Raw genomic sequence first — 22,592 nt, 5'->3', positions numbered from 1 at the left:
AGGGGCACGATGGACTCAGCAACGCAACAAGGCGGCCCGGACGAGGTTGTCACCTTGGTGGTCAAACACCGCATCAAGCCCGGCCACGAAGCCGACTATGAAGCTTGGCTGCGGCGCATCGTGCGTATCGCCGGCGAACGTCCGGGCCATCTCGGCGTCGACGTGGTGCGCACCCGGCAGGGCGGCTTGGCGCTGTTCACCTGCGTGCTGCGTTACCGCTCCACCGATGACCTGGAGCGCTGGCTCGATTCGCCGCAGCGCCTGGAGCTGATCAACGAAGCGGCGCCGATGCTGGCCGACGGCGACCAGACTGAAGTCGGCGCGGTCAACGAGTTCTGGTTTTCGCCCCTGGCCGATGCCGCTGCCAAGCCGCCGCGCTGGAAGCAGGCGGTGGTCACGCTGCTGGTGATCCTGCCGCTGACCTTGCTGGTGCCGATCATCTGGGGCCCGGTACTGAGGCTGCATCCGTTTCTGTCCAACTACATCGTCGCCACCTTCCTGGTCACCGTGACCATCGTTGTCCTGGTGGTTTACCTGCTGATGCCGGCGGCCACCCGCCTGTTCGCTCCCTGGCTTGAAGCCTCTGTAAAGGAAACCCTATGAACGCCGATCTGATTCTGTTCAATGGCCAGTTTCACACCGTGGACCGTGAAAACCCCCGCGCCACGGCAGTCGCCATTCACCAGGGCCGCTTCGTCGCGGTGGGCACCGACGGCGAAGCCATGGCCCTGCGCGGCAGTGGCACCCAGGTGATCGACCTCAAGGGCCGCACCGTCATCCCTGGCCTCAACGACTCGCACCTGCACCTGATCCGTGGCGGCCTGAACTACAACCTCGAACTGCGCTGGGAAGGCGTGCCGTCCCTGGCCGATGCCCTGCGCATGCTCAAGGACCAGGCCGACCGTACGCCCACGCCGCAGTGGGTGAGGGTGGTGGGCGGCTGGAACGAATTCCAGTTCGCCGAAAAACGCATGCCCACCCTTGATGAACTCAACCAGGCTGCACCCGACACGCCGGTGTTCGTGTTGCACCTGTATGACCGTGCCTTGCTCAACCGCGCCGCCCTACGTGTGGCCGGCTACACCAAGGACACGCCGAACCCGCCCGGCGGCGAGATCGTACGCGACCACAACGGCAACCCCACCGGCATGCTGGTGGCCAAGCCCAACGCGATGATTCTCTACTCGACCCTGGCCAAGGGCCCGAAACTGCCCCTGGAATACCAGGTCAATTCCACCCGCCAGTTCATGCGTGAACTCAACCGCCTGGGCCTGACCAGTGCCATCGACGCCGGCGGCGGTTTCCAGAACTACCCCGACGACTACGCCGTGATCGAGCAGTTGGCCAAGGACCAGCAACTGACCGTGCGCATCGCCTACAACCTGTTCACCCAGAAGCCCAAGGAAGAACTCAACGACTTCAAGAACTGGACCGGCAGCGTGACCCTGCACCAGGGCGACGACTACCTGCGCCACAACGGCGCCGGCGAGATGCTGGTGTTCTCGGCGGCGGATTTCGAAGACTTCCTCGAGCCACGCCCGGACCTGCCGCTGACCATGGAGCAGGAGCTGGAACCCGTGGTGCGCCACTTGGTGGAACAGCGCTGGCCGTTCCGTCTGCACGCCACCTATAACGAGTCGATCACGCGGATGCTCGACGTGTTCGAGAAGGTCAACCGCGACATCCCGTTCAACGGCCTACCGTGGTTCTTCGACCACGCCGAAACCATCACCCCGCAGAACATCGAACGTGTGCGGGCACTGGGCGGCGGTATCGCGATCCAGGACCGCATGGCGTTCCAGGGTGAGTACTTTGTGGAGCGCTACGGCGCCAAGGCCGCCGAGGCCACGCCGCCGATCAAGCGCATGCTCGCCGAGGGCGTGCCGGTGGGTGCCGGTACCGACGCCACCCGAGTGTCGAGCTACAACCCCTGGACCTCGCTGTACTGGATGGTCAGCGGTCGCACGGTGGGCGGGCTGGAGCTGCACGCCGAAGGTTTGCCCCGGCTGACCGCCCTGGAACTGTTCACCCATGGCAGTGCCTGGTTCTCCTCCGAACAGGGCAAGAAGGGCCAGATCAGGGTCGGCCAATTGGCGGACGTGGCGGCACTGTCGGCGGATTTCTTCAGCGTCGACGAAGAAGCCATCAAGTGGATCGAATCGGTACTCACCGTGGTCGGCGGCAAGGTGGTCTACGGCGCCGGCGACTTTGAAGATTTCGCACCGCCTCGCGTGCCCGTGCTGCCGGACTGGTCGCCGGTGGCCAAGGTGCCGGGCCACTGGCGCCCGACTGCACCGCTGCAGGCCCAGGTTCACCAGTGCAGCGGCCCGTGTGGCGTGCATTCCCATAGCCATGAACGGGCGCGTCTGTCGAACGTACCGGTCAGCGACTTCCAGGGTTTCTGGGGCGCATTTGGCTGCTCATGTTTTGCCTTCTGAATACAACCCAAGGAGTTCACCCATGACTTACAAACGCCTGAACAAAGATGATGCCGTGGTACTGCTGGTGGATCACCAGACCGGCCTGATCTCGCTGGTACAGGACTTCTCACCCAACGAGTTCAAGAACAACGTACTGGCCCTGGCGGACCTGGCCAAGTTCTTCAAACTGCCGACCATCCTCACCACCAGCTTCGAAAGCGGCCCCAACGGTCCGATGGTGCCGGAGCTCAAGGAACTGTTCCCGGACGCGCCGTACATCCCGCGTCCTGGCCAGATCAATGCGTGGGACAACGAAGATTTCGTCAAGGCGGTAAAAGCCACCGGGCGCAAGCAACTGATCATTGCCGGTGTGGTGACGGATGTCTGCGTGACATTTCCGACGCTGTCGGCGCTGGCTGAAGGCTTTGAAGTGTTCGTGGTTACCGATGCGTCGGGCACCTTCAACGAAACCGTGCAACAGGCCGCCTGGGCGCGCATGACGGCCGCCGGTGCGCAACTGGTGAACTGGTTCTCGGTGGCGTGTGAGCTGCAGGTCGACTGGCGCAACGACATGGAAGGCCTGGCCAACCTGCTGTCGCCGCGCATTCCCAACTATCGCAACCTGATGAACAGCTACTCGGCGCTGACGGCCAAGTAACCTCAGGGCCGAAGTAACCACCTTGTGGCGAGGGAGCTTGCTCCCGCTGGAGTGCGAAGCGCTCCCAGGATTTTTGGGGCCGCTACGCAGCCCAGCGGGAGCAAGCTCCCTCTCCACATGGGTATCGATATTTGATTTGTGGTGTGGCGACTGGCGGGCTATAAAACAGCCCAGCGTCCACCGAGAAGCGACAATGAACCCCTTCGAAGACATGCGCCTGTTTTGCCAGGTCATGGAATCCGGCAGCTTCACCGCCGCAGCCGAACACCTTGGCCTGTCCAAGCAATTTGTCAGCCGCCGCCTGATCCAGCTGGAAGAACGCCTGGGCGTACGCCTGCTCAACCGCTCCACCCGCCGCCTGGACGTCACGCCGCTGGGCCAGAGTTACTACGAATCCGCCTTGCGCCTGCTCAGTGAAGTCGAGCAAGTGGAGCAGGGCATCTCCGGGCAAAACACCGACCCCCGTGGCACCATTCGGCTGAGCGCGCCGTTGTCGTTTGCCATGGCTCATTTGGGCAGTCTGTTGCCGCTGTTTTTGCAGCGCTATCCCCACGTGTCGGTGGAAGTCGACCTCAGCGACCGCCCCGTCGACCTGATCAGCGAAGGCTACGACCTGGTGCTGCGCATCGGCACACTTGAAGACTCCACCCTGATTGCCCGCCGCATCGCCAGCGTACAGCGCGTCTACTGCGCCAGCCCCGACTACCTGGCCCGATGTGGCACCCCGCAAACCCCGGAAGACCTCGCCGAGCACGCGTGCTTGCCCTATGGCCACAGTCGCCAAGTGCAATGGCGTTTTATGGTGAAGGGCAAACCGTTGGTGTTGAATGTCAGCGGGCGCATGCGCGTGAACAACGGTGAGTTGCTGCGGGACTCGGCAATCGCCGGGTTGGGCGTCACCTACCTGCCGACTTTTATCGTCGCCGAAGCCCTGAACGACGGGCGCCTGGTCCCCCTGTTGGAAGCGTTTGCCCCTGAAGCCTTGGCCCTGTCGGCAGTGTTCCCTCAACACCGGCAAAGCTCACGGCCGGTGCAGGCGTTGATTGAGTTCTTGCGTGAAAGCCTGACGTTGGCATAACTCCGGTTATTGATTGCTGGTTGGATACTTATAGATTGATCAGCGATTCTAAATAAATGCTAAGGAAACTCCTACGTGTCAGCCTGGTGGTGAAGTTTATATTTTCCGGACTGGCATCTTTGTTGAGTGATAGAGGGTGTCAAGTGTCAATAAATTAAAAAAATCATAAGTGAGCTAGTTTATGAAAAAAATAATCGCGCCGATTTTACTGTGTGCCGCCTGTGCGGTTTCGTCTTTGTCCGCTACCGCGAACTCTGGGATTAGTATCAAGCCATATCCCATGCCCGCCGTGACAACCACAACGACAAAATTTCAGCAGAGTTGCACCAAGAATGTGGGCAATGCTTATTACGCTGGCGGCGTCTTTTATCAGCCGCTATTTAGAGGGACGGCATATGGGGTGGTGACTCGCTCGTCGACGGGGCACAAGACAGTCAAGGTGACTGGGTACAACATTTATAAACATTATATTAAGCAGAATGCCGGTAACAAGGCCAATCTGAACCTCAGTATTGACAGTGGAAGCCAACACAAATCTGCGGATAACCTGAAGCAGCACACGAATTGGGGGACTATTGACTCGATCGATCTCTCACGTACGGCTGTGAATGGGCGGACGGCGAATTTTCAATTCATTTTTGATAAGAGTGGTAACGATCCGAGTTGCACTGCCACCCTCGCGCTATAACTGAATAAAGTCCCGATGGCAGCGGCACAGCGTGATGATATTCATTTGGATAAGTTTATCTCGCTCATAGATATCACCAAGTGCTATCAGTTGGGCGGCAAACCGTGTCATGTGCTTAAGGGCACCTCGCTGTTTATCGGCGCCAAGGAAAGTTGTGCGATCCTTGGCGCATCGGGTTCAGGTAAAAGTACATTGCTTAATATACTTGGCCTGTTGGATCTGCCTGACAGCGGTCAATACCGGTTTGCTGGCCACGATGTACTCACGGCGTGTGCTGATCAACTGGCTGCGCTGCGAAACCGGCAAATCGGTTTTGTTTTCCAGAATTTCAACCTGATTGCGCGGATGACGGCGCTTGAAAATGTCGCCCTTCCCCTGAGCTACCGCGGCGTTGGTCGCCGTGAGGCCTTGTTGCGTGCAAAGGCGATGCTCGAACAAGTCGGGCTCTGCGATCGGTCTGCCCATCGTCCTGCGGACTTGTCGGGTGGCCAGCGCCAACGCGTGGCCATCGCTCGCGCATTGGTGGGGCAACCTTCTCTGATCCTGGCTGATGAGCCCACCGGTAATCTCGATCACCAGACGGCCCACGACATCATGGACCTGTTGTTGTCACTCAATCGGGAGCACGGGACCACCTTGGTCGTGGTCACCCATGACCCTGCTATCGCGCGGCGCCTGGATCGGCAGATTCGCGTCATCGACTCAGTTGTACAGGAGGACCGGCAGTGCCTTGCGTGAGCACGGTGGTCGGGCTGGGAATCGTTGAGCTGGTTCGCGATGCCGGCTTGAGCCTGCGTGGCTTGGGCAAGCGATCGATTCTCGCGCTGGCGGGTATTGTCATGGGCAGCGCTTCGGTCATTGCCTTGATCAACATCGGCAATAACGCCGCTCAAGAGGCTGAAGCAATCTTCCAGGGCATGGGCGTCGACACACTGCTCGTTCGGCTTCCTGATGTACCGGGCATTGGGGCGAACCTGCACGTTGATAGCGCAGGCCTGCGCTCGATAGTTCCTCATCTGCGCAGCGCTGCACCCATTGCGCAAACCGGTACCGAGTTCGTGTTCAAAGGACGCAGCCTGAACGCGACGTTGGTTGGCAGCACGGCACAGTTGGCTGATGCCATGGGGCTGGAGTTGCAGGTGGGACGTTTTTTGTCTGACTTTGACTCGCGTGCAACCTACGTGGTTGTCGGGCACCAACTGGCCCAGGTGCTGGCGGCAGAGGGCAGCCCATTGTTTGTGGGCGATCACCTGCGTCTCAACGATTACCTGTATCAGGTCATTGGCATCTTGCAAGACAGTGCGGACGGGCTGATGGCGCCCGTCAGAGCCAGTTCTTCATTGATCATCCCGCTTGCCGGCATGCGCCGTGTTGACGCCAGCGCACAGGTGGATGAGGTGATTGTCCGTGCCATGCCTGATCAGGACATGAACGCATTTTCGGTCAGTGTGCGTGAGGCGTTGTTGTCGATCGTCGGGCCGCACGACGTCGACATCATGATTGCCCGGCAAATGATCGAAGGCATGTCCCACCAGAACCGTACCTTCAGCTATTTACTGATGGCGCTCGCCGGAGCGTCTTTGTTGAGCGGCGGGGTGGGAGTCATGAATGTGATGTTGGCGAATGTTGCCCAGCGCCGCCAGGAGATCGGTGTGCGCATAGCGCTGGGGGCCCGTCGCCGGGACATTCGCTACTTGTTTTTGTTGGAAGCGCTGTCGCTGACGGCCGTGGGCGCGGTGTTGGGTGCGCTGCTGGGTGGCCTGTGTGCCTGGGCGTACTCATCCTTGTCTGGCTGGAGTTTTTCCCTCGCCGCGTCATCGCTGGCGTTGGGGATGGGGATGGGCAGTACCCTGCTGGTGGGCCTGTTTTTCGGGTTATACCCCGCCATGGCGGCCGCCAGGCTGCAACCGGTGGAGGCCTTGCGTGAAGAGTAAGGGCCCGGTGGTACTGGCTGTATTCCTTGGCTTATTGAGCCCGGCGGGACACGGCACGCTGCAACATTATGACGGGGTCAGTGCACCCAGCTTGCCGGGCAGTTTCATCCTCTCCCTTGGTGAGCAGATGACCCGCCTTACCCTCGGCGAAGCGATTTTTCTGGGCTTGCGCAATAACCCGAGTATCCGTAGCGGCTACTTGCAACGCGTCGCTGAAAAATTCGATCTGCAGGTCGCCGAGGATGCCTTCAAGCCCAGGTTGACGCTGAAAAGTACCTACCTCAATACACGGGGTAGCGAAGACCGCACGCGCAACGCTGAGCTTTCGCCCCGCGCTGATTTGTTGGGCGAGTACGGTACCCGCCTGAGCCTGGGATGGACCCGACAGATGAATACCTCCGAACAGGCGGCCCGGATGCGCAGTGACGGCCTTGAGCTGGCGGTGATCCAACCGCTGCTGCGTGGCGCCGGGCGTGAGGTCACGACTGCGCCCCTGCGCCTGGCCAGGCTGTCGGAGCAGGCGCGGCGTCTGAACCTCAAGGCCAGTGTTGCCCAGACCGTCAGTGGCATCATCACCACGTATAGGGACTTGCTCCATGCCCAGGAGCAACTGAGCATCGTCGAGCAGGCACTCCAGCGCACTCATTCTTTGCTGGAAGTGAATCGGGCGCTGATCCAGGCGGGCCGCATGGCCGAGTTTGATGTTGTACAGACCCAGGCTGATATTGCCGCCCAGGAGTTGGGCGTCGAAGAGGCACACAATCAGTTGCAGCGCAGCCGTGTTGCGCTGCTGCGACTGCTGGCCCTGGACCTTTCGATTCCGGTACAGGCCAGTGAGGTGTTGGATGCGTCCCAGACCCACATTGACCGCCGGCAGGCGCTGCAGTTGGCGCAGGTTCAGCAACCGGAATACCTGGCGACCTTGCTGCAAGGCCAGCAGGCGGAATTGAACCTGGTGATCGCCAAGGACCAGTCGCGCTGGGACCTGTCGCTGGTGGCGGGGGCCAATCAGAGGGTCGACCGCCATGACACCGGCGCAACCCGGCGCTGGGATCGCTACGCCGGTGTGCAGTTGGAAATTCCCCTCGGCGATCGCGGCGTCTATCAGGCCGAGGTGCAGGCGCGGGTCAATCAACAGACCCAGGAAATCGCCCTGGCTGATGCGCGCCAGGCCCTCGATGCCGAGGTCACCACCGTGGTGCGCGAACTGGGCACTTTATGGCGCCAGTACGAAATCGCCCGGCGCTCTGTCGACCTTTCACAACGCAAGCTGGACATCGAACGGGAAAAGCTTGGCGCAGGACGCTCCAGCAACTTTCAGGTCATCAGTTTCGAAGGCGATTTGCGTAACGCACAGAGTGCGCGGTTGGGTGCACTGATCGCTTATCTGAATGCCCAGACCCGCCTGGAGTTGACCCTCGGCATGACGTTGGAGAGCTGGGAGATTGCCCTCAATGATTATTAAAAACTCCGTATCGCGACAGCTGCTGGTGGGCGGTGCAGTTCTACTGGCGGTGGTGACGGGCGGGCTGATCTTCGGCGCCGGCACGCCTGGCGTCAGCGCCGGATCGGATGCGAATTGGCTGGCGGTACAACCGGGTCCGCTGGTACGGCAGATCGCGCTGGCGGGCCGGATCGAGGCTCATCACACCGTCATCCTGACGGCGCCGTTTGACGGCAATGTACTGATCAAACAGGTGGAGGAGGGCCAGCAGGTGACTGCCGGGCAAGTCTTGTTGAGCATTGATCCGGCGCAGGTTCAGACGCAGTTACGTGAAGCCCTGGCCGTACAGCTCAAGGCTCGGCGTGCGGTGCGCGAGCTTGCAGAGTGGGACAACGGTGGTGCCGTGGTGCGCGCGCGCCGCGCAGTGCGCACTGCCCAGATGCTGATGAGCAACCTGACCCACAAGCTCGAGGAAAGCAGCCAGTTGTTTGACCGCGGCATCATTGCCCGCAACGAGCTGGATGACTTGAAACAGCAGGTTCAGATGCAGCACCTGGAGCTGGCTGCCGCGCACGGTGAACTCAAGCAAGTGCTGGAGCAGGGCACGGGTGAACATCGTCAGATCGCTGACATGGAACTGACTAACGCCACAGTCAAGTATGAGGCGTTGCAACAATTACTGGCTGGCCGCGAGGTAATGGCGCCGTTCGATGGTGTGGTGCTCCCGCTGCCCGCCTCACAGGGTGCTGAGCCTGGAGCGCCGCCGTCTTTACAAGCCGGCAGCAAAGTTGCGCAGGGCCAGCCGTTATTGAGCCTGGCTAACATTGAGCAGCTGAAAGTCGTGGCAAAAGTCTCGGAGCTGGACGTTAATCAACTGCGTCCGGGGCAAGCCGTCGAGGTGCTCGGTGATGGCTTCGAAGGTGAGCGTTTGAGCGGTTCTGTGTTGGGTGTCAACAGCCTGGCCTTGGCTGACGAAGGCGCCTCCAGGTTTGCGGTGACGCTGTCGATTGCGCGGCTAACGCCCGAGCAGCTACAGCGCGTACGCTTGGGCATGAGTGCCCGTTTGACTATCGTCACCTATCGCAATGACCAGGCGCTTGTCGTCCCACCCGCGGCCATTGCGCAGGAGGGCGACGTGCACCGCGTAACCTATCGCAAAGACTTGTCGCAGCCGGAGGAAAACCTGGTGGTCACCACCGGGCAAACCACCGTGCAAGGGGTTGAGGTGTTCGGGCTGCCGCCGGGGTTTGTGCGCATGCCGAAATTGCTCAATTAACCGTAGGAGCGAGCTTGCTCACGAAAAGCTTGAGAGCGCCGCTGGGTGCCAGGTACCCAGCGTCATCGTTAACGACCTTTCAGATCACATAAAACCCGTGGGTGCCGTCGCGGGCCAACTGGTCCACCAAGCCGAACTCCCAGTCCAGGTAGGCCTGCATGGCTTCCCTTGGGTTGTCGGTGCCTTCGTACGGGCGGCGGTAGCGGTCGATGCGCGATGAAGCGAGGCGGGTTTCGCCTTCTTCCAGGGGCAGTTGCGCGGCGATCCAGCTGGCGGTTCCGCCCTGCAGCAGGAACACCGGCTTGCCGGTCAGCGCTTCGACTTCCGCTACCGCGAGGCGCGCCAGCTGGCTGCTGCCGCAAGTCAATACGTAGCGTTCGGCAGGAGGCATCTTGCGCAAGGCTTCGGGCAACTGCCCACGCAACGCCCACCAGGCACCGGGGATATGGCGCTTGACGTAGTTGGCGCTGGCGGTGAAATCCAGTACTGCGGTGTCGCCATGGGCCTGCCATTCGGCGAGGGTGTGCGGGCTGATCAACTCGGCCTGTTGCGGTGCCGGGACGGGAGCGACCCAGGCTCCCGGTTCGTTGAAATGCGCAGGTTGCAGGTCGTCCAGCACATGCACGTCCCAACCCAGCTGTGCGAGCCAGGAGGCAGACATATTGGCGCGCACGCCGTCGTCATCTGCCAGTACCAGCCGGGCGCCGCGCACGCTGGCGACGTGATCGGTTTCCTGCACCAGTTGGCCGCCCGGTGTGGAGCGCGAGCCGGGCAGGTGGCCGGTGGCGAATTCTTCCGGGGTGCGTACGTCGAACAGGTAAGTGGTGCGTGCGGCTTCCTGCTGCCAGCGTTGCAGGTCGGCGAGGGTGGCGCGGCCTACGCGGGCCTTGTCGGCGACTTGGCGGGCGTCTTTGGCGGCGATCTGGCGGTGTTCTTCCGACGTCGGCGCGAAGCGTCGAGCCTGGCCGTGTTGCAGCTTTTGCCCGGCGAGGGTCCAGCCGATGGTGCCGTTGCGCAGGGCCGACACCGGGTTGGCAATGCCGGCATTGATCAGCGACTGGGTGCCGATGATGCTGCGGGTACGCCCGGCGCAATTGACGATGATGCGGGTGGCCGGGTCGGGCGCCAGCTCACGGGCGCGCAGTACCAGCTCGGCGCCGGGCACGCTGATGCCGGTGGGAATGCTCATCGTCTGGTATTCATCAAAGCGGCGGGCGTCGAGCACCACCACGTCGGCGTTGCTGTCGAGCAAGGCCTGCACTTCTTCAGCCGCGAGGGACGGCGTGTGGCGCTGGCTTTCCACCAACTCGCCAAAGGCCTTGCTCGGTACGTTGACGTCGATAAACAGCTCGCCACCGGCGTTGCGCCAACCGTCCAGGCCGCCTTCCAGCAGGCTGACCTCGGTATAGCCGAGGGCCTGCAAGCGCTGGGCAGCGATCGGTGCCAGGCCTTCGCCGTTGTCGTAGACCGTCACCTGGGTGTCCAGTCGTGGGATCCGCGAGTACACCTCCAGCTCCAGTTTCGACAGCGGGATATTCGCGGCGAACAATGGGTGGGATTCAGCGAAGGGCGCTTCCTCACGCACATCCACGAGGGCGACTTCTTCATGGTCCAGCAGGGCCTGGCGGATCTGGGCGAAGCTGCGGTTCGATGCAGTCATGGGGCAGGGCTCTCTTTGGACAGGGCGTCTTTGGACAAATCCCAGATGTTAGGGAGAAAGGCGTTGGAATAACCGGAGATAAACAGTTTCTCGCTGCCGTCCGGTTGGTACACGGCGCGGCGCACCGCACCGCACCGATGTTGGCGCCATACACATGAATGCTGATGGACACCTGGTCACTGAAGGCATTGCTGACCTGATGGATGTCACCGATCTTCGGCGACACGGCTTCCACCTGGCCGGGTTCGAGCTGGATGCGCTCGCCATCGGTGACCAGTGCGCCCTCGGCGTTACGCTCAAAACCCTGGGAATACTCGGAACCGCGCAGCATGCCGATCAGCCCCCACACGCGATGGTCATGGATCGGCGTGGTCTGCCCCGGCCCCCACACAAAACTTACGATGCTGAAGCGCTGGCGCGAATCGGCGTGCAGCAGGAATTGCTGATAACGCTCGGGGTTGGGTTGGGCAAACTCGTCCGGCAGCCAGTCATCGTGGCTGACCAGTTGCGCCAGCAGCTTGCCGCCGCGGTGCAGCAGGTCGCCTTCGCGAGGGTTGCCGTCGATCAATTCCGCCAGGGCGCCAATGAATGCTCTGAGTCTCTCCGGGTGTCGGGCCTGGGTCATGACAATTCCATCGTGGGTGGTTCAGGGTGATGGCTTTATCTAAGCATAATGTTTGATCTTAATATGCTGTCTTTTAATGATTAGGTTATAGCTGAAAGTAATTTAGAACCGGCCTGAGTCGCGTGGGTTGTTATCGAGCAGCCCCGTGGCCTATCCAGCTACCGGTAATGGAACTATGCTTTTCACACATCTTAATGACTGTTCTCTATGTGCGGCCCAAATGAAAATTGACGATATCGATGCCTTTGTCGAAGTGATTCGTTGCCAGTCCATCAGCCATGCCGCCGAGTCATTGCAGCTGACCCAGCCGGCCATCACCCGTCGCGTGCAGAACTTCGAGCAGGCGCTGGGTGTGGAGTTGTTCGACCGCAACACCAAGCCGCTCAAGCCTACTTTGATCGGTACGCGGGTGTATGAGCAGTGCCGTTCGATCCTTCGGGAAATGGACGCCCTGCGCGAACTGGTGGCCACCGACGCACCGCCCACCGGCCTGCTGCGCCTGGGCGTGCCGCAAACCATCGGCGACGTGGTGTTGCTGGATGCCCTCAAGCACCTGCGCAGTGAATTCCCCGAGTTGCGCGCACAGGTGGCCACCGGTTGGGGCAGCCAACTGGTGGGCAAGATCGAACGCGGCGAACTGGACGCAGCGGCGGCGCTGTTTCCGGCGGGCAAGATCTTCCCGGATAACATCGTCGGCGAGTCCATCGGCAAGATGGAACTGGTGGTGGTCTGCGCCAAGGCCCAACTGCCCAAGAAGCCCTGCAAGCTGGCGGACGTGTACCAGAATGGCTGGATCCTCAACCCGGATGGCTGTGGGTTCCGCGCCGGGTTGCAACGTACCTTGGCGGATCAGGGCCTGGCGTTGCGGGTCAATCTGGAGACCTTTGGCACCGAGTTGCAACTGGGGCTGGTGGCTGACGGCCTGGGCCTTGGGCTGGTGCCACGGCCGTTGCTGGAGCGCAGTGCTCATCGTGATCAGTTGGCTGCCATGCCGTTGAAGGATTTCAAGCCGGTGATGGATCTTTGGCTGATCTATCCGCATTTTCTGGGTAACCTGCAAGGGCCGGTGGATGCGTTTGGCAAGCTGGTGGCGGGGTCGTTGCACAAGGTTCGTAATGTGGCGTGAGCCTGCAACCTTAGCGGCATCCCCCGAGAGGAGGGTGCATATCCGTTGCTGCGGTAACGGCCGCTATTGGTTCCGCTCTTACAGCGGCTCACTTTTGAAAAGCGCAAAAGTAAGCAAAACGCTCTTGCCCCACCACTCGGCACCTCGCTTGGGCTCGGTGTGCCCGCACTCCGGCAGCACGAAGCGGGCCGCCGCGACGGGGCGTCCCTGCCCCGTCGCGGCTAAACCGGCGTCCTGCCGGTTTACCCGCTCCGTACTGCCTACGTTCGGCCAGCGTGGTTTAACGGGGCGCCTAAGATCAAGATCACAAGCAGATCAAGGGCACAGCGGCCTACAGGCCGGCTTGAGTGTGGTGAAGCAACAGCAACAGCAAGATCAGAAGCTAAAGCGGGCACGGTCCAAATGTGGGAGCGGGCTTGCTCGCGAAGGTCGTTAACGATGACGCGGGCATCCTGATTCAACGCGGCGGTCTCAGGTTTTTCGCGAGCAAGCCCGCTCCCACAGAAAAGCAGCTCTGCTTTCTCTCTGGATCTTGCCTCTGCTTCTAACACTCAAGCCGGCCTGTAGGCCGCTGTGCTCTTGCTTTTGATCTTGATCTGCGGGCCCCGTCAACCACGATGGCCGGAGTGCGGGCATGCCGAGCCTAGGCGAGGCACCGAGTGGTGGGGCAAAGACCTTTTGGTTACTTTTGGCTGGGCCGGCATTCCGGGCGTTTGCCAAAAGTGACCCGCTGTAAGAGCGGAACCATAAGCAGCCGTTACCTAAATAACGGATATGTACTCGGTCCACGTCCAAATGGGCCACCGAGCCCCGAAGTCGTTGTGTTTTACCCAGGTCTGAGGTCTCATTGGGACCAGGAAAAATTGCAGGTAAGGAACAACACTTGATACGGGAAGAACTGGCGCAATATGGCGGTATCACCGTCATGATTCCGGCCGCAGTGGTGATCGCCGTCTGGCTCTGGTACTCCCGGCCCCAGGCGGTCAAGTGGTGGCTGATGACAATCGCCTGCACCTATTCCATCGTCGCGTTCAGCAAGTTGTTGTTCAAGGGCTGGGGCGTTTCGCTCCAACACCTTGATATCGCCGTGCTCAGCGGTCACGCCATGAATACCTCGTTGATGGTCCCTGTGGCGATAAGCCTGGTAGCCCGCCGCATCAACCCCGATTGGCGCTGGCCCGCGGCTATCTGCGGGCTGTTGATCACCGCGTGGTTCAGCGCTTATTGCGTCGCGCCCTATATTCACCCGCTTAACGAAGCGCTGGCCGGTGGCTTCTTGGGTGGAATGGCGGCGATCGCTTTTCTATGGCGACTTGAGGTGGTTGACGTGCGGGTTTCCCCATCCTTGATCGGTGGGGGAATGGTGATTCTGTTGTTAAGCGCGATGGTGCCCAAGTACAACGCCGAGAAACTGCTCAACCATGTCGCGGTGGCGGTTTCAGGGGCCGATCAGGCCCATCAGGAACCTTCCTGGCGCGCCTCTTCCATGCCGATGAACGCCGAGTAAGTGGCCAGGTCCAGGGCCAGGTTACTCTCCACCAGCAGCTCCAGCAGTACCGTCTGGCAATTCAAGCGCCGGGCATCGCCACGGCGCTGAGCGCGCTTCATTTGCTTGAATAACGTATCGGTGATGTCCTGGGGTGAGCTGTCTCGCAAGCGATCCAGCCAGTGGGACAGCACTTGGGTGTTGCGCGCATATTGCTCCGCTGGCAGCTGTTCATTGGGCGCCAGGCCTACGAATCCTTCAAACGCGTTCGTCAGCCTTTTCAAGGCGTAGGCGCGTTTCAGGTCTTCATAAATGCTCATGGCCGCTCCTCGGTGCAGGAGATGTTGGCGAGTAATTCGGCCGTCTTCATTTGCATCAGGTGGCTGTCGCCGCGACTCTCCACACACAGGCAAATGGACAGGGGATTGCTCACCTGCAATTTGAAGCGCCAGTCGGCAAAGACCATTGAAAGCCCGCTACAGGATTCGTCGCTGTCCAGTGAATTGCTGGCGTATAAGACCTGCATGCGTTCTACAACGGTGGTTGAACTATTAACCTTGACGTGGATGTTTCCCGAAGAAGGAAACAGGCCGATACGCTCTACCAATAGCTTTGAACTTTTCATGGCCGTCCCTCGCTGTTTATTCAGCTATTACTTTATTCTGAAGAGGCGAAAAAGTAAGGGGATGTTATTTTTAGTCTGCTAATAAGTTGAATGTTATTTTTCGTCTGGATAAATAGGTTTTCAGCAAGTCAACTCGACTCGGCTGATTTCCGCTAAAGGCACGTTGATGCGCTGTTCCCGTTGCAGGAAGTTCATCAGCAATACCACACGTTCTTCTCCGTCCATGGCAAGGAAGACGGCCTCAAGTTCGGCGAACGGCCCTTCGTTGATGCGCACGCTTTCGCCCGGCTGCAACAGGGTTGCCACAACGCCCTGATGGTCTCGCTCTTGCAGCTCGCCCACCAGTGCGTCGCTGATGGGCAGCGGATGTGCGCCGAATGCCACGACCCGCGACACCCCGCGGGTCGAGCGCAGGGAGCTCCAGCTGTCCTGCAGGCTCATTTGAATAAACAGATAACCGGGAAACAGCGATTCGCGAGTGGTCCTGCGCTGGCCCTTCAACAGCCGTTCGCGTTTATAGGTAGAGCGAAAACAGGTATAGCCCTGGCGCTGAAGATGTTCCTCCGCGCGCTCGTCCTGCCGGGATTTGCACTGGACCAGGTACCAGGCTTTGTTGGCATTTGCGCTCATGGAACTTCCTCTGTCTATATATAACGAAACTCGGCAGTCATGTAATTTAAAGCCGACGCACGCTGCAAAGTCATGAATGTTATAAATCGTCGGGTTGGTGTGAGTGTTGTTATTTTTCGTCCGGCGATAATGTTGGTGAAGTGGGGGTTCCATGGTAATAAATACTGCCGCGAAGTTGCGAAGTTGATTTGATGGCTTTGTGGGGTAATGGATGGCCCGGGGAATAGTGTCTTGTTTAAAAGAGTGTTGATTGTCTGTATTGGCAATATTTGCCGCAGTCCCACCGCGGAAAGCCTGTTGCGTGGCGCATTGAGTCGCTGCGATATCAAGGTCAGTTCTGCGGGCATTGCCGCGTTGGTCGGCAAGCCGATTGAAACCACCGCGCGTGCGGTACTCGAGGCTCATGGTCATCCAGTTATTGAGCACCAGGCCGTCCAGCTGGAGCCACAGGCGATCAGTGAAGCCGACCTGATCCTGGTGATGGAGCGACAGCACATCAGCGCCGTGCTCAGCATGGCGCCCGAGGCACGAGGCAAGGTCTTGCTGCTGGGGAAATGGCAAAACGAGCGAGAGATCAGCGACCCCTACCGGCAAGGGAAAGCTGCTTTTGTGCACGCTTATGCGTTGATCGAAGAAGCCGTAAACGCATGGGCGCAGCGTCTCGCACGCTGATCGCCATGACTTTTTGAATCGAAATAAAGGCTAAGAATCCGACTTATGCAGCAAGCGCCAGCAGTCACCGTACGGGAAGACGATAACGAGGAGATTGATCTCCTCGGTCTGTTTGGAACACTGATCGACCACAAATGGTTGATCGCCGCGGTTACCGGCGCCTTTATGCTCACGGGCGCCGCGTATGCGGTGTTGGCGACCCCGGTCTATCAGGCGAATGCCCTGTTGCAGGTCGAAGCGAAAAAGAACGACTTGCTGGGTTTCTCGGACATCGGCGGCATGCTCGGCAAGGAGTCGCCTTCGGCCACCGAGATCGAGTTGATCCAGTCGCGCTATGTAATTGGCAAAACCGTCGACAACCTGAAACTCGATGTCGTCGTACAGCCGATGTACTTCCCGGTGGTCGGCGAGTTCCTCGCGCGTCGCTTCCAGAAGACTAACCCCGGTGCAATCGCCGAGCCCTTGCTGGGCCTGGACAGTTTCGCCTGGGGCGGCGAGTCGCTGAAGATTTTCAAGCTGGACCTGCCCGACGGGCAATTGGGCAAGAAGCTGACCCTGGCCGTGGGTGAAAACGCGCATTTCACCTTGGTGGATGAAGATGACCAAGTGCTGGCGGCCGGCGAGGCAGGGCAACTGATCGAGCAAAATGGCATCGCGTTCCAGATTGAAGAACTGCGCGCCAAACCCGGCACGCGTTTCCGGGTGATCCGCAATGCACGCCTGACCAGCATCCTCGACTACCAAGAGAACCTGGACGTGGTCGAGCGGGGGAAAGAGTCGGGCATGATCGGCCTGGCGCTGGAAAGCACCGACCCGGACCAGGCGATCAAAATCCTCAATCAGATCGCGGCCATTTACGTGCGGCAAAACGTCGAGCGCACCTCGGCTGAGGCGGCGCAAAGCCTGGCGTTTCTCAAGGAGCAACTGCCGGAGGTCAAGAAGGACCTGGAAAAAGCCGGCAAGGCCTTGAATGAATACCAGACCCGCAGCAAGTCGGTGGACATCACCCTTGAAACCAAGGCGATTCTCGACCAGATCGTGGGGCTCGACACCAGCATCTCCGAGTTGAAGTTGCAGCAGGCCGAGATGGACCGCAAGTTCACCCGGCAGCACCCCGCGTATCGCGCGTTGCTGACCCAGATCGGCGAGTTGACCAGCAAGCAGCAAAGCCTGGCGAGCCGGGTAGAAAGCCTGCCCTCGACCCAGCAGGAGCTGTTGAGCCTGACCCGGGATGTTGAGGTCGGCACGGCTATCTATACCCAACTGCTCAACAAGTCCCAGGAACTGGATGTGATGCGCGCGGGCACCGTGGGCAACGTGCGCCTGATCGACACTGCAGACGTCAATTACCTCAAGCCGATCAAGCCGAAAAGGATCCTGATCGTGTTGATCGCGACCTTGCTCGGCGGCTTCCTGGCGGTGGCGTTGGTGCTGTTGCGCAAGGCGCTGAACCGTGGCCTGGAAAGCCCGGAAGCCATCGAGCAGCTCGGGTTGCCGGTGTATGCGTCGATTCCGTACAGCCCGCTGCAAAAAGTTGAAGAAGACAAAATCACTCGCAGCCGTGGACGTACCGATGCGGTGTCTTCATTGCTGGCCATCAGTCACCCCACGGACCTGGCGGTGGAGGCCTTGCGCAGTTTGCGCACCAGCCTGCACTTCGCGATGCTCGAGGCGCCCAATAACCGCATCATGATCTCCGGCCCCAGCCCCGAAGTAGGCAAGACTTTCGTCTCGGTCAACCTGGCGGCGGTCATCGCGCAAACCGGGCAGCGCGTCTTGTTGATTGATGTGGATATGCGCCGTGGCTACCTGCACAAAGTGCTGGGTGTGCCGGCCAAGGATGGGCTTTCCGACATCCTCTCCAACCAATGCACCCTTGAAACCGCGATCCACAAAACCGGCATTGAAAACCTCGACATCATCAGCCGCGGGCAGATACCGCCCAATCCTTCGGAGTTGCTGATGCATCGCAACCTGACCGAACTGTTGTCGCAAGTCAGCGAACGTTATGACCTGGTGATTCTGGATACGCCACCGCTATTGGCCGTGACCGACGCGTCGATTGTGGGACGGCAGTCGGGGACCAACCTGATCGTCACGCGCTATGGCTTGAACCCGGCAAAAGAAATCGAGCACACCATTCGCCGGTTTGCCCAGAACGGCATCGTGCTCAGGGGCGCGATCTTCAACGGCGTTGAAAAGAAGGCCTCGGCCAAATATGGCTACGGCAACTACGGGTATTACCAGTACGAGTACCAGGCTGATCGGAGCTGATTCACCACTGTAATTGCAGGATAGAGGTCACGTTCTCAGGAAATGAACGAAAAATCCTGGGGCGGTAGCGTGCCAAATTCAAATCAGCATAAAGAATACCCAGCCATGTTTTACCTGTTATCCCTTATCGCGCTGTCAGCGGGTTTGCTCGCGGCGAAAAATCCAAAATACTCAATTGTGGTGTTTGGGATAATGCTGGCTGTTATTCCCACGGGTAACTCCTACAGCGAAATAATCTCGCTCAAAGGCATCTACTTTTTTGACTTTTACATCGTCGGTGGGCTGGGTGCACTGCTGGTCAGGCAGGTGGTTTCGCAGAAGAATCAACTGACAGCGCCAGGCGGCCTGCTGTTTGGCTGTGGACTGTATCTGGTGTTACTCGCGTGCGGCTTGCTGGAGTCTTCGAACAAGTACCTGTTGAAGGATGTCCGGCCTTTCATAATGATCCTGTCGTTTATTGTGCTCTCGAACATCGCGACCCTTGCCGCGAAAACCTTGAAGCTGCAAACCGTGCTTTTGCTATTGATCGCGATGACTGCATTCAATGTGCTGGATATCGCTTGGTTGCGGTTGGGCTTGTACAAGTTTCAAGACGTCTACTATGAAGAGAACGCCTACCGGTACCTGGATGGCGGTACGTACGCCGCCGTGGCTTATCTGATTTATTACTTCATAGACCCGCGGCTGTTTGAACAGAGAAAAAAGCTCGCAAGAATTTGTCTGGCGACCTCTTTCATCTGTCTGTTTATCGCCAACTCGCGGTTCATCTTTGTTGCGGTGTTTGCGGCGATCATCATTCACCAATATATAAAGCCAGCCCGCATGATCGGGGTCGCCCTGGCCGGGGCGGTTGTGCTGATGGCATTTATCGGCGTCAGCAATATGATCGGCGCTGACCGAATCAATGACGGTTTGTCGTCTGAAGGCATGGCCGCTCAACTGGGCACTCGTTTCAGCCCCGCGCTGGAACTGATCCGGGGCATGAACCCGCTGCATTACTTTGTCGGATTGGGCGCGGGAACGCCGTTCGAAATTCCCTGGTTTGAATACCGTGGCCTCGATGACAAGAACTCGAATATCGACAGTGCCTACTTAACGTACTTCGTGAAGTACGGGCTGATCGGCTTGTACTTGTTGTACGTGTTCATTACCTCGATTACCCAGCACATGAACAGCCGGGTGGCGGTCTCGATCGCTGTGTTTTTGGGCGTGATGTTCGTTGTGTCGGCCACGCCTTATCAGCCGTACGCCATCGGTATCGCTTATGGCGCCATCGTCCTGCGCGTCTGTGCGGAACACACGGCCAGGCAACGCAAAAAGCTGCTCAAGCCAAGCCTGCCGCTGATAACCACGCCCTTACAGGTGAATGCCGGATGAACAGCACAGTGTTGAAAAAATTCGTCTCCAGTACGGCCTGGAGCTTTATATCCGCCGTCGCGACCAAGGTGTCGGTGGTCATTACCGGCATATTAGTGGCCCGGGTACTGGGCGCCCAATCCTTTGGTGAATACGGCCTGATCCAAAGTGCGATTGTGATGCTGGCCAACGTCGCCGCCCAAGCCACCACCACGGCAACGGCCAAGCATATCGGGCAGTTCAAAGAAAGCAGCCCCGAGAAAACCGGCCGGGGCATCGCCCTGACACTGACATTTTCGGTGTTTTTCAGCGCGATGATCATCGGGACAGCGCTGTTTTTCCCGCACTTCTTCTCCAGCGTTATTTTGGGCGCAGACAGCCTGAGCGCGGCGTCGCTGATTGTATTGAGCACCATCACGTTCATTATTCTGTCGGGGTGGACCCAAGGCTGCCTGACCGGTTGGGGGCAATACCGGTTGATTGCGACGATCAACGGAATCATCGCGATTGTCGCGATCCCGGCGACGTACTTCCTCACGGTCAAGTTCAGACTCAACGGCGCGCTGCTGGGGTTGGCCGGTTCCCAATTGCTGATCGTGTTTTTCAGCGCACTGGCTTGCTGGAAAATACTCAAGGCCCGGAACACCACCCTGAGCTTCACAGGTGCGATGACTGAAAAGCATGCCGTGTTGTCGGTGGGCCTGCCGGTATTGCTGACGGGCTTGATGGTCGCCCCAATGAACTGGTTCGCCAACAAGTTGTTGGCAGAAACAACTAACGGCCTTGCGGCGTTAGGCATGTACGCCGCCGCCATGCAATGGAATGCGATCTTTTCACATGTCTCCGTGGTGTTGGGCTCCGTACTGGTTCCGATGCTGGCTGCAGCGCTGGGTGGTAAAAACCGCAAACTGGACGCCTTGAACTTTCTGTCAGGCTGGTTAGTGGTGCTGGTGATCATACAGCCGGTGATCATGTTCCCCGAGTTGCTGGCAAAACTCTATGGCAGCAGTTTCCTCGGGCGGGATTTTGAAGTCACGTTGGTGCTGGTCATCCTCGGATCTTTGCTCAGTGCATTCAAGTCCGGCATCTCAAGAAAGATGATCGTGATGAACCTGGCCTGGTTCAGCGTCATGAGTAACATTCTATGGGGCCTGCTGTTTATCGCCGGCGCGTTATGGCTCAGGGAGCAGGGCGCAATCGGAATTGCCAAGGCGTTCATTGGTTCGCAGTTCATCCACTTCCTACTGGGCCTGCCTTATTTTGTTTATAAGAAAATACTGCCTTTGGAACTGCTTATATCTCCCAGGATCCTGATCCTGTGGACATTGCCTTTTATCAGTTTCATATCAAGCGCCTACGTCGAAAGTGTGCTGTATCGATTGATGATTATGGCGATGATATTTATCTACATTCTCGCAACAACGTTTGCCTTGAATACCGTGTTTAATGACCCCGTGGAAAATGGAAGCCCAGCATGAATGTCAGTAAAGTTTATATCCGGGGTGCATACGGTCCTGGTAATTTGGGTGATGACGTATTAATGCTATGCGTTATCAATATTCTGAAAAAGCGCTTTAAAGAATCGGATATTGCGGTGGGTGTCGATCATCCGGAGATCGCCAGGAACTTCAACCCGCGCATCAAGTGGCTGCATATCAAGGAACCGGTCAAGGCTGACCTGGTGGTGTTGGGCGGCGGCGGCCAGTTCTTCTCGTTCATCCCGCCGGCCAAAGAAGTCACCGCCACCACCGGGCGATTGGCGAAGGTCTACAAGAGCATCAAGGCTCAAACCGACCTGAAGTCCACGCTGTTACGCCTGTATGTCGGGCTGCGTGGCGGTGTCGACAGGATCTATTTCCACCGGCGTCTGGCGGCGTTCTGTATCGGCCTGGGCCCGTTTGATGGCGGCGGCAAGCTGTTGACCCGTGCCGTCAGCGTGATCAATCGCTGTGACTACATTTCCGTGCGGGACGGTACCAGCCAGCAGCATTGCAATACCTTTGGAAAGAAAGACGTGGAGGTGTACACCGACCCCAGCCTGCTTTCCGATCTGTGGATCTCCAGCAAAGACTTGGAAATCGGCAGCCTCAAGAAGGGCAAATACCTGTCCTTTATCCTGCGCGACTGGCCCCACGACGCGAACGGGCAACAGTTCATCAAGGCGATGGTCCAGGCCGCTGATGAGTTGGCCAAACGTGGCGAGCAGGTACGCCTGGTCTCGCTCTACAAAGAGCGTGACCAGCACCTGATCGACAAGTACGACACCTTCGAGTGGTTGTGCTGGGACGCCGCCGGCGATACGCCTGAAACCTTCATGGCGAAACTGATCGTTGAGTCCGACGTGATCATCAGTGCGCGGGCCCATGGTGTGTTGTTGCCAGCCTCCCTGGGTTTCCCAACCATCGCCGTTGAAATCGAAAACAAGCTGAAAAAAGTCCATGAAATGCTGCCGCACGGCACGAAATTGGTCAGCGTCCCGGACCCCGCCGTGATCATGAGCACCATCAGCGAATTCCGCCAATCGAAAGCGCAAATGGCCGAGCACCTCAAGCAAGAAATCTCCCAGCGATCCTCCATTGCGCAAAAAGCCGTCGACGACTTTTTGAAATGGGTAGATGAAAAATAAAGTGCAGGGGCAAC

At 58.9% G+C, this 22,592-nt stretch carries 20 protein-coding genes and 1 pseudogene; 16 read left to right on the top strand and 5 right to left on the bottom strand.

What is annotated here, in order from left to right; genetic code table 11:
* Positions 1-9: 9 nt before the first annotated feature.
* The 9 genes from ACA046_RS19515 to ACA046_RS19475 all read left to right on the top strand — a co-directional run bounded on the left by ACA046_RS19515 (position 10) and on the right by ACA046_RS19475 (position 9,498).
* A complete protein-coding gene (locus ACA046_RS19515; protein ID WP_076017006.1) occupies positions 10-603 on the top strand; it encodes an antibiotic biosynthesis monooxygenase in 594 nt (197 codons plus the stop codon).
* Positions 600-2,438, top strand: coding sequence for an amidohydrolase (locus tag ACA046_RS19510; RefSeq protein WP_497674756.1), 1,839 nt, complete (start codon positions 600-602; stop codon positions 2,436-2,438). The genes ACA046_RS19515 and ACA046_RS19510 overlap by 4 nt, the downstream gene beginning before the upstream one ends.
* 22 nt (positions 2,439-2,460) lie before the next feature.
* On the top strand, positions 2,461-3,078 hold the full coding sequence (gene ycaC, locus ACA046_RS19505) for an isochorismate family cysteine hydrolase YcaC (RefSeq protein ID WP_003207315.1): 618 nt from the start codon (positions 2,461-2,463) through the stop codon (positions 3,076-3,078).
* A gap of 193 nt (positions 3,079-3,271) precedes the next feature.
* Positions 3,272-4,156 carry a LysR family transcriptional regulator gene (locus tag ACA046_RS19500; RefSeq protein WP_459021705.1) on the top strand — a complete coding sequence of 295 codons (885 nt, stop codon included), beginning with the start codon at positions 3,272-3,274 and terminating at the stop codon, positions 4,154-4,156.
* Positions 4,157-4,337: 181 nt separating this feature from the next.
* Positions 4,338-4,844, top strand: coding sequence for a hypothetical protein (locus ACA046_RS19495; protein WP_459021703.1), 507 nt, complete (start codon positions 4,338-4,340; stop codon positions 4,842-4,844).
* Between the two features lie 15 nt (positions 4,845-4,859).
* Entirely contained in the window at positions 4,860-5,582 is a 723-nt protein-coding gene (locus ACA046_RS19490; protein WP_497674755.1) for an ABC transporter ATP-binding protein, read from the top strand.
* Complete coding sequence (locus tag ACA046_RS19485; protein ID WP_497677118.1) at positions 5,579-6,778, top strand: ABC transporter permease; 1,200 nt, start codon at positions 5,579-5,581, stop codon at positions 6,776-6,778. Before ACA046_RS19490 ends, ACA046_RS19485 begins: the two co-directional genes overlap by 4 nt.
* A gap of 58 nt (positions 6,779-6,836) precedes the next feature.
* Complete coding sequence (locus ACA046_RS19480) at positions 6,837-8,243, top strand: TolC family protein (RefSeq protein WP_497677117.1); 1,407 nt, start codon at positions 6,837-6,839, stop codon at positions 8,241-8,243.
* Entirely contained in the window at positions 8,233-9,498 is a 1,266-nt protein-coding gene (locus ACA046_RS19475; protein WP_497674754.1) for an efflux RND transporter periplasmic adaptor subunit, read from the top strand. The genes ACA046_RS19480 and ACA046_RS19475 overlap by 11 nt, the downstream gene beginning before the upstream one ends.
* A gap of 79 nt (positions 9,499-9,577) precedes the next feature.
* Here the strand turns inward: ACA046_RS19475 and ACA046_RS19470 are convergent, their stop codons facing one another.
* Together ACA046_RS19470 and ACA046_RS19465 are read right to left on the bottom strand one after the other, a co-directional pair.
* Complete coding sequence (locus ACA046_RS19470; RefSeq protein WP_497674753.1) at positions 9,578-11,158, bottom strand: rhodanese-related sulfurtransferase; 1,581 nt, start codon at positions 11,156-11,158, stop codon at positions 9,578-9,580.
* A pseudogene (locus ACA046_RS19465) lies at positions 11,155-11,783 on the bottom strand (cysteine dioxygenase family protein). The gene ACA046_RS19470 and the pseudogene ACA046_RS19465 overlap by 4 nt, the downstream one beginning before the upstream one ends.
* A gap of 220 nt (positions 11,784-12,003) precedes the next feature.
* Between ACA046_RS19465 and ACA046_RS19460 the strand changes: the two are divergent.
* Both ACA046_RS19460 and ACA046_RS19455 read left to right on the top strand, forming a co-directional pair.
* Positions 12,004-12,909: a LysR family transcriptional regulator gene (locus ACA046_RS19460; protein WP_497674752.1), complete on the top strand. Its 906-nt coding sequence runs from the start codon at positions 12,004-12,006 to the stop codon at positions 12,907-12,909.
* Positions 12,910-13,792: 883 nt separating this feature from the next.
* The gene (locus tag ACA046_RS19455; protein ID WP_497674751.1) at positions 13,793-14,416 is read left to right on the top strand and encodes a hypothetical protein; all 624 of its coding nucleotides are present in this window, start codon (positions 13,793-13,795) and stop codon (positions 14,414-14,416) included.
* Here the strand turns inward: ACA046_RS19455 and ACA046_RS19450 are convergent.
* The 3 genes from ACA046_RS19450 to rfaH form a co-directional block, all read right to left on the bottom strand.
* Entirely contained in the window at positions 14,368-14,715 is a 348-nt protein-coding gene (locus ACA046_RS19450) for a hypothetical protein (protein WP_497674750.1), read from the bottom strand. The genes ACA046_RS19455 and ACA046_RS19450 overlap by 49 nt on opposite strands.
* The gene (locus ACA046_RS19445) at positions 14,712-15,020 is read right to left on the bottom strand and encodes a phosphomannomutase (RefSeq protein WP_256576961.1); all 309 of its coding nucleotides are present in this window, start codon (positions 15,018-15,020) and stop codon (positions 14,712-14,714) included. The genes ACA046_RS19450 and ACA046_RS19445 overlap by 4 nt, the downstream gene beginning before the upstream one ends.
* A gap of 120 nt (positions 15,021-15,140) precedes the next feature.
* Positions 15,141-15,650, bottom strand: a complete 510-nt coding sequence (gene rfaH, locus ACA046_RS19440) for a transcription/translation regulatory transformer protein RfaH (protein ID WP_497674749.1) — start codon at positions 15,648-15,650, stop codon at positions 15,141-15,143.
* A gap of 231 nt (positions 15,651-15,881) precedes the next feature.
* On the opposite strand from rfaH, the gene ACA046_RS19435 reads away from it, so the two are divergent.
* The 5 genes from ACA046_RS19435 (at position 15,882) to ACA046_RS19415 (ending at position 22,578) form a co-directional block, all read left to right on the top strand.
* Positions 15,882-16,322, top strand: coding sequence for a low molecular weight protein-tyrosine-phosphatase (locus ACA046_RS19435; RefSeq protein ID WP_497677116.1), 441 nt, complete (start codon positions 15,882-15,884; stop codon positions 16,320-16,322).
* Positions 16,323-16,367: 45 nt separating this feature from the next.
* Positions 16,368-18,596 carry a polysaccharide biosynthesis tyrosine autokinase gene (locus ACA046_RS19430; RefSeq protein ID WP_497674748.1) on the top strand — a complete coding sequence of 743 codons (2,229 nt, stop codon included), beginning with the start codon at positions 16,368-16,370 and terminating at the stop codon, positions 18,594-18,596.
* 105 nt (positions 18,597-18,701) lie between these two features.
* Complete coding sequence (locus ACA046_RS19425; protein ID WP_497674747.1) at positions 18,702-19,973, top strand: DUF6369 family protein; 1,272 nt, start codon at positions 18,702-18,704, stop codon at positions 19,971-19,973.
* Entirely contained in the window at positions 19,970-21,430 is a 1,461-nt protein-coding gene (locus tag ACA046_RS19420) for an oligosaccharide flippase family protein (RefSeq protein ID WP_459021680.1), read from the top strand. Before ACA046_RS19425 ends, ACA046_RS19420 begins: the two co-directional genes overlap by 4 nt.
* Positions 21,427-22,578, top strand: coding sequence for a polysaccharide pyruvyl transferase family protein (locus ACA046_RS19415; RefSeq protein ID WP_497674746.1), 1,152 nt, complete (start codon positions 21,427-21,429; stop codon positions 22,576-22,578). Before ACA046_RS19420 ends, ACA046_RS19415 begins: the two co-directional genes overlap by 4 nt.
* Positions 22,579-22,592 lie beyond the last annotated feature (14 nt).

Source organism: Pseudomonas sp. LBUM1641 (assembly GCF_059716235.1).
The sequence above is the reverse complement of the archived record's forward strand: the minus strand, read 5'-3'. Positions and strand labels throughout refer to the sequence as shown.

Bases quoted from the DNA above. Each gene is read 5' to 3' on its own strand.
- ACA046_RS19495 (WP_459021703.1), top strand. From the start codon at position 4,338: ATGAAAAAAATAATCGCGCCGATTTTACTGTGTGCCGCCTGTGCGGTT.
- ACA046_RS19500 (WP_459021705.1), top strand. From the start codon at position 3,272: ATGAACCCCTTCGAAGACATGCGCCTGTTTTGCCAGGTCATGGAATCC.
- ACA046_RS19445 (WP_256576961.1), bottom strand. From the start codon at position 15,020: ATGAAAAGTTCAAAGCTATTGGTAGAGCGTATCGGCCTGTTTCCTTCT.
- ACA046_RS19460 (WP_497674752.1), top strand. From the start codon at position 12,004: ATGAAAATTGACGATATCGATGCCTTTGTCGAAGTGATTCGTTGCCAG.
- ACA046_RS19430 (WP_497674748.1), top strand. From the start codon at position 16,368: ATGCAGCAAGCGCCAGCAGTCACCGTACGGGAAGACGATAACGAGGAG.
- ACA046_RS19450 (WP_497674750.1), bottom strand. From the start codon at position 14,715: ATGAGCATTTATGAAGACCTGAAACGCGCCTACGCCTTGAAAAGGCTG.
- ACA046_RS19470 (WP_497674753.1), bottom strand. From the start codon at position 11,158: ATGACTGCATCGAACCGCAGCTTCGCCCAGATCCGCCAGGCCCTGCTG.
- ACA046_RS19415 (WP_497674746.1), top strand. From the start codon at position 21,427: ATGAATGTCAGTAAAGTTTATATCCGGGGTGCATACGGTCCTGGTAAT.
- ACA046_RS19510 (WP_497674756.1), top strand. From the start codon at position 600: ATGAACGCCGATCTGATTCTGTTCAATGGCCAGTTTCACACCGTGGAC.
- ACA046_RS19420 (WP_459021680.1), top strand. From the start codon at position 19,970: ATGAACAGCACAGTGTTGAAAAAATTCGTCTCCAGTACGGCCTGGAGC.
- ACA046_RS19425 (WP_497674747.1), top strand. From the start codon at position 18,702: ATGTTTTACCTGTTATCCCTTATCGCGCTGTCAGCGGGTTTGCTCGCG.
- ACA046_RS19515 (WP_076017006.1), top strand. From the start codon at position 10: ATGGACTCAGCAACGCAACAAGGCGGCCCGGACGAGGTTGTCACCTTG.
- ACA046_RS19490 (WP_497674755.1), top strand. From the start codon at position 4,860: ATGGCAGCGGCACAGCGTGATGATATTCATTTGGATAAGTTTATCTCG.
- ACA046_RS19475 (WP_497674754.1), top strand. From the start codon at position 8,233: ATGATTATTAAAAACTCCGTATCGCGACAGCTGCTGGTGGGCGGTGCA.
- rfaH (WP_497674749.1), bottom strand. From the start codon at position 15,650: ATGAGCGCAAATGCCAACAAAGCCTGGTACCTGGTCCAGTGCAAATCC.
- ycaC (WP_003207315.1), top strand. From the start codon at position 2,461: ATGACTTACAAACGCCTGAACAAAGATGATGCCGTGGTACTGCTGGTG.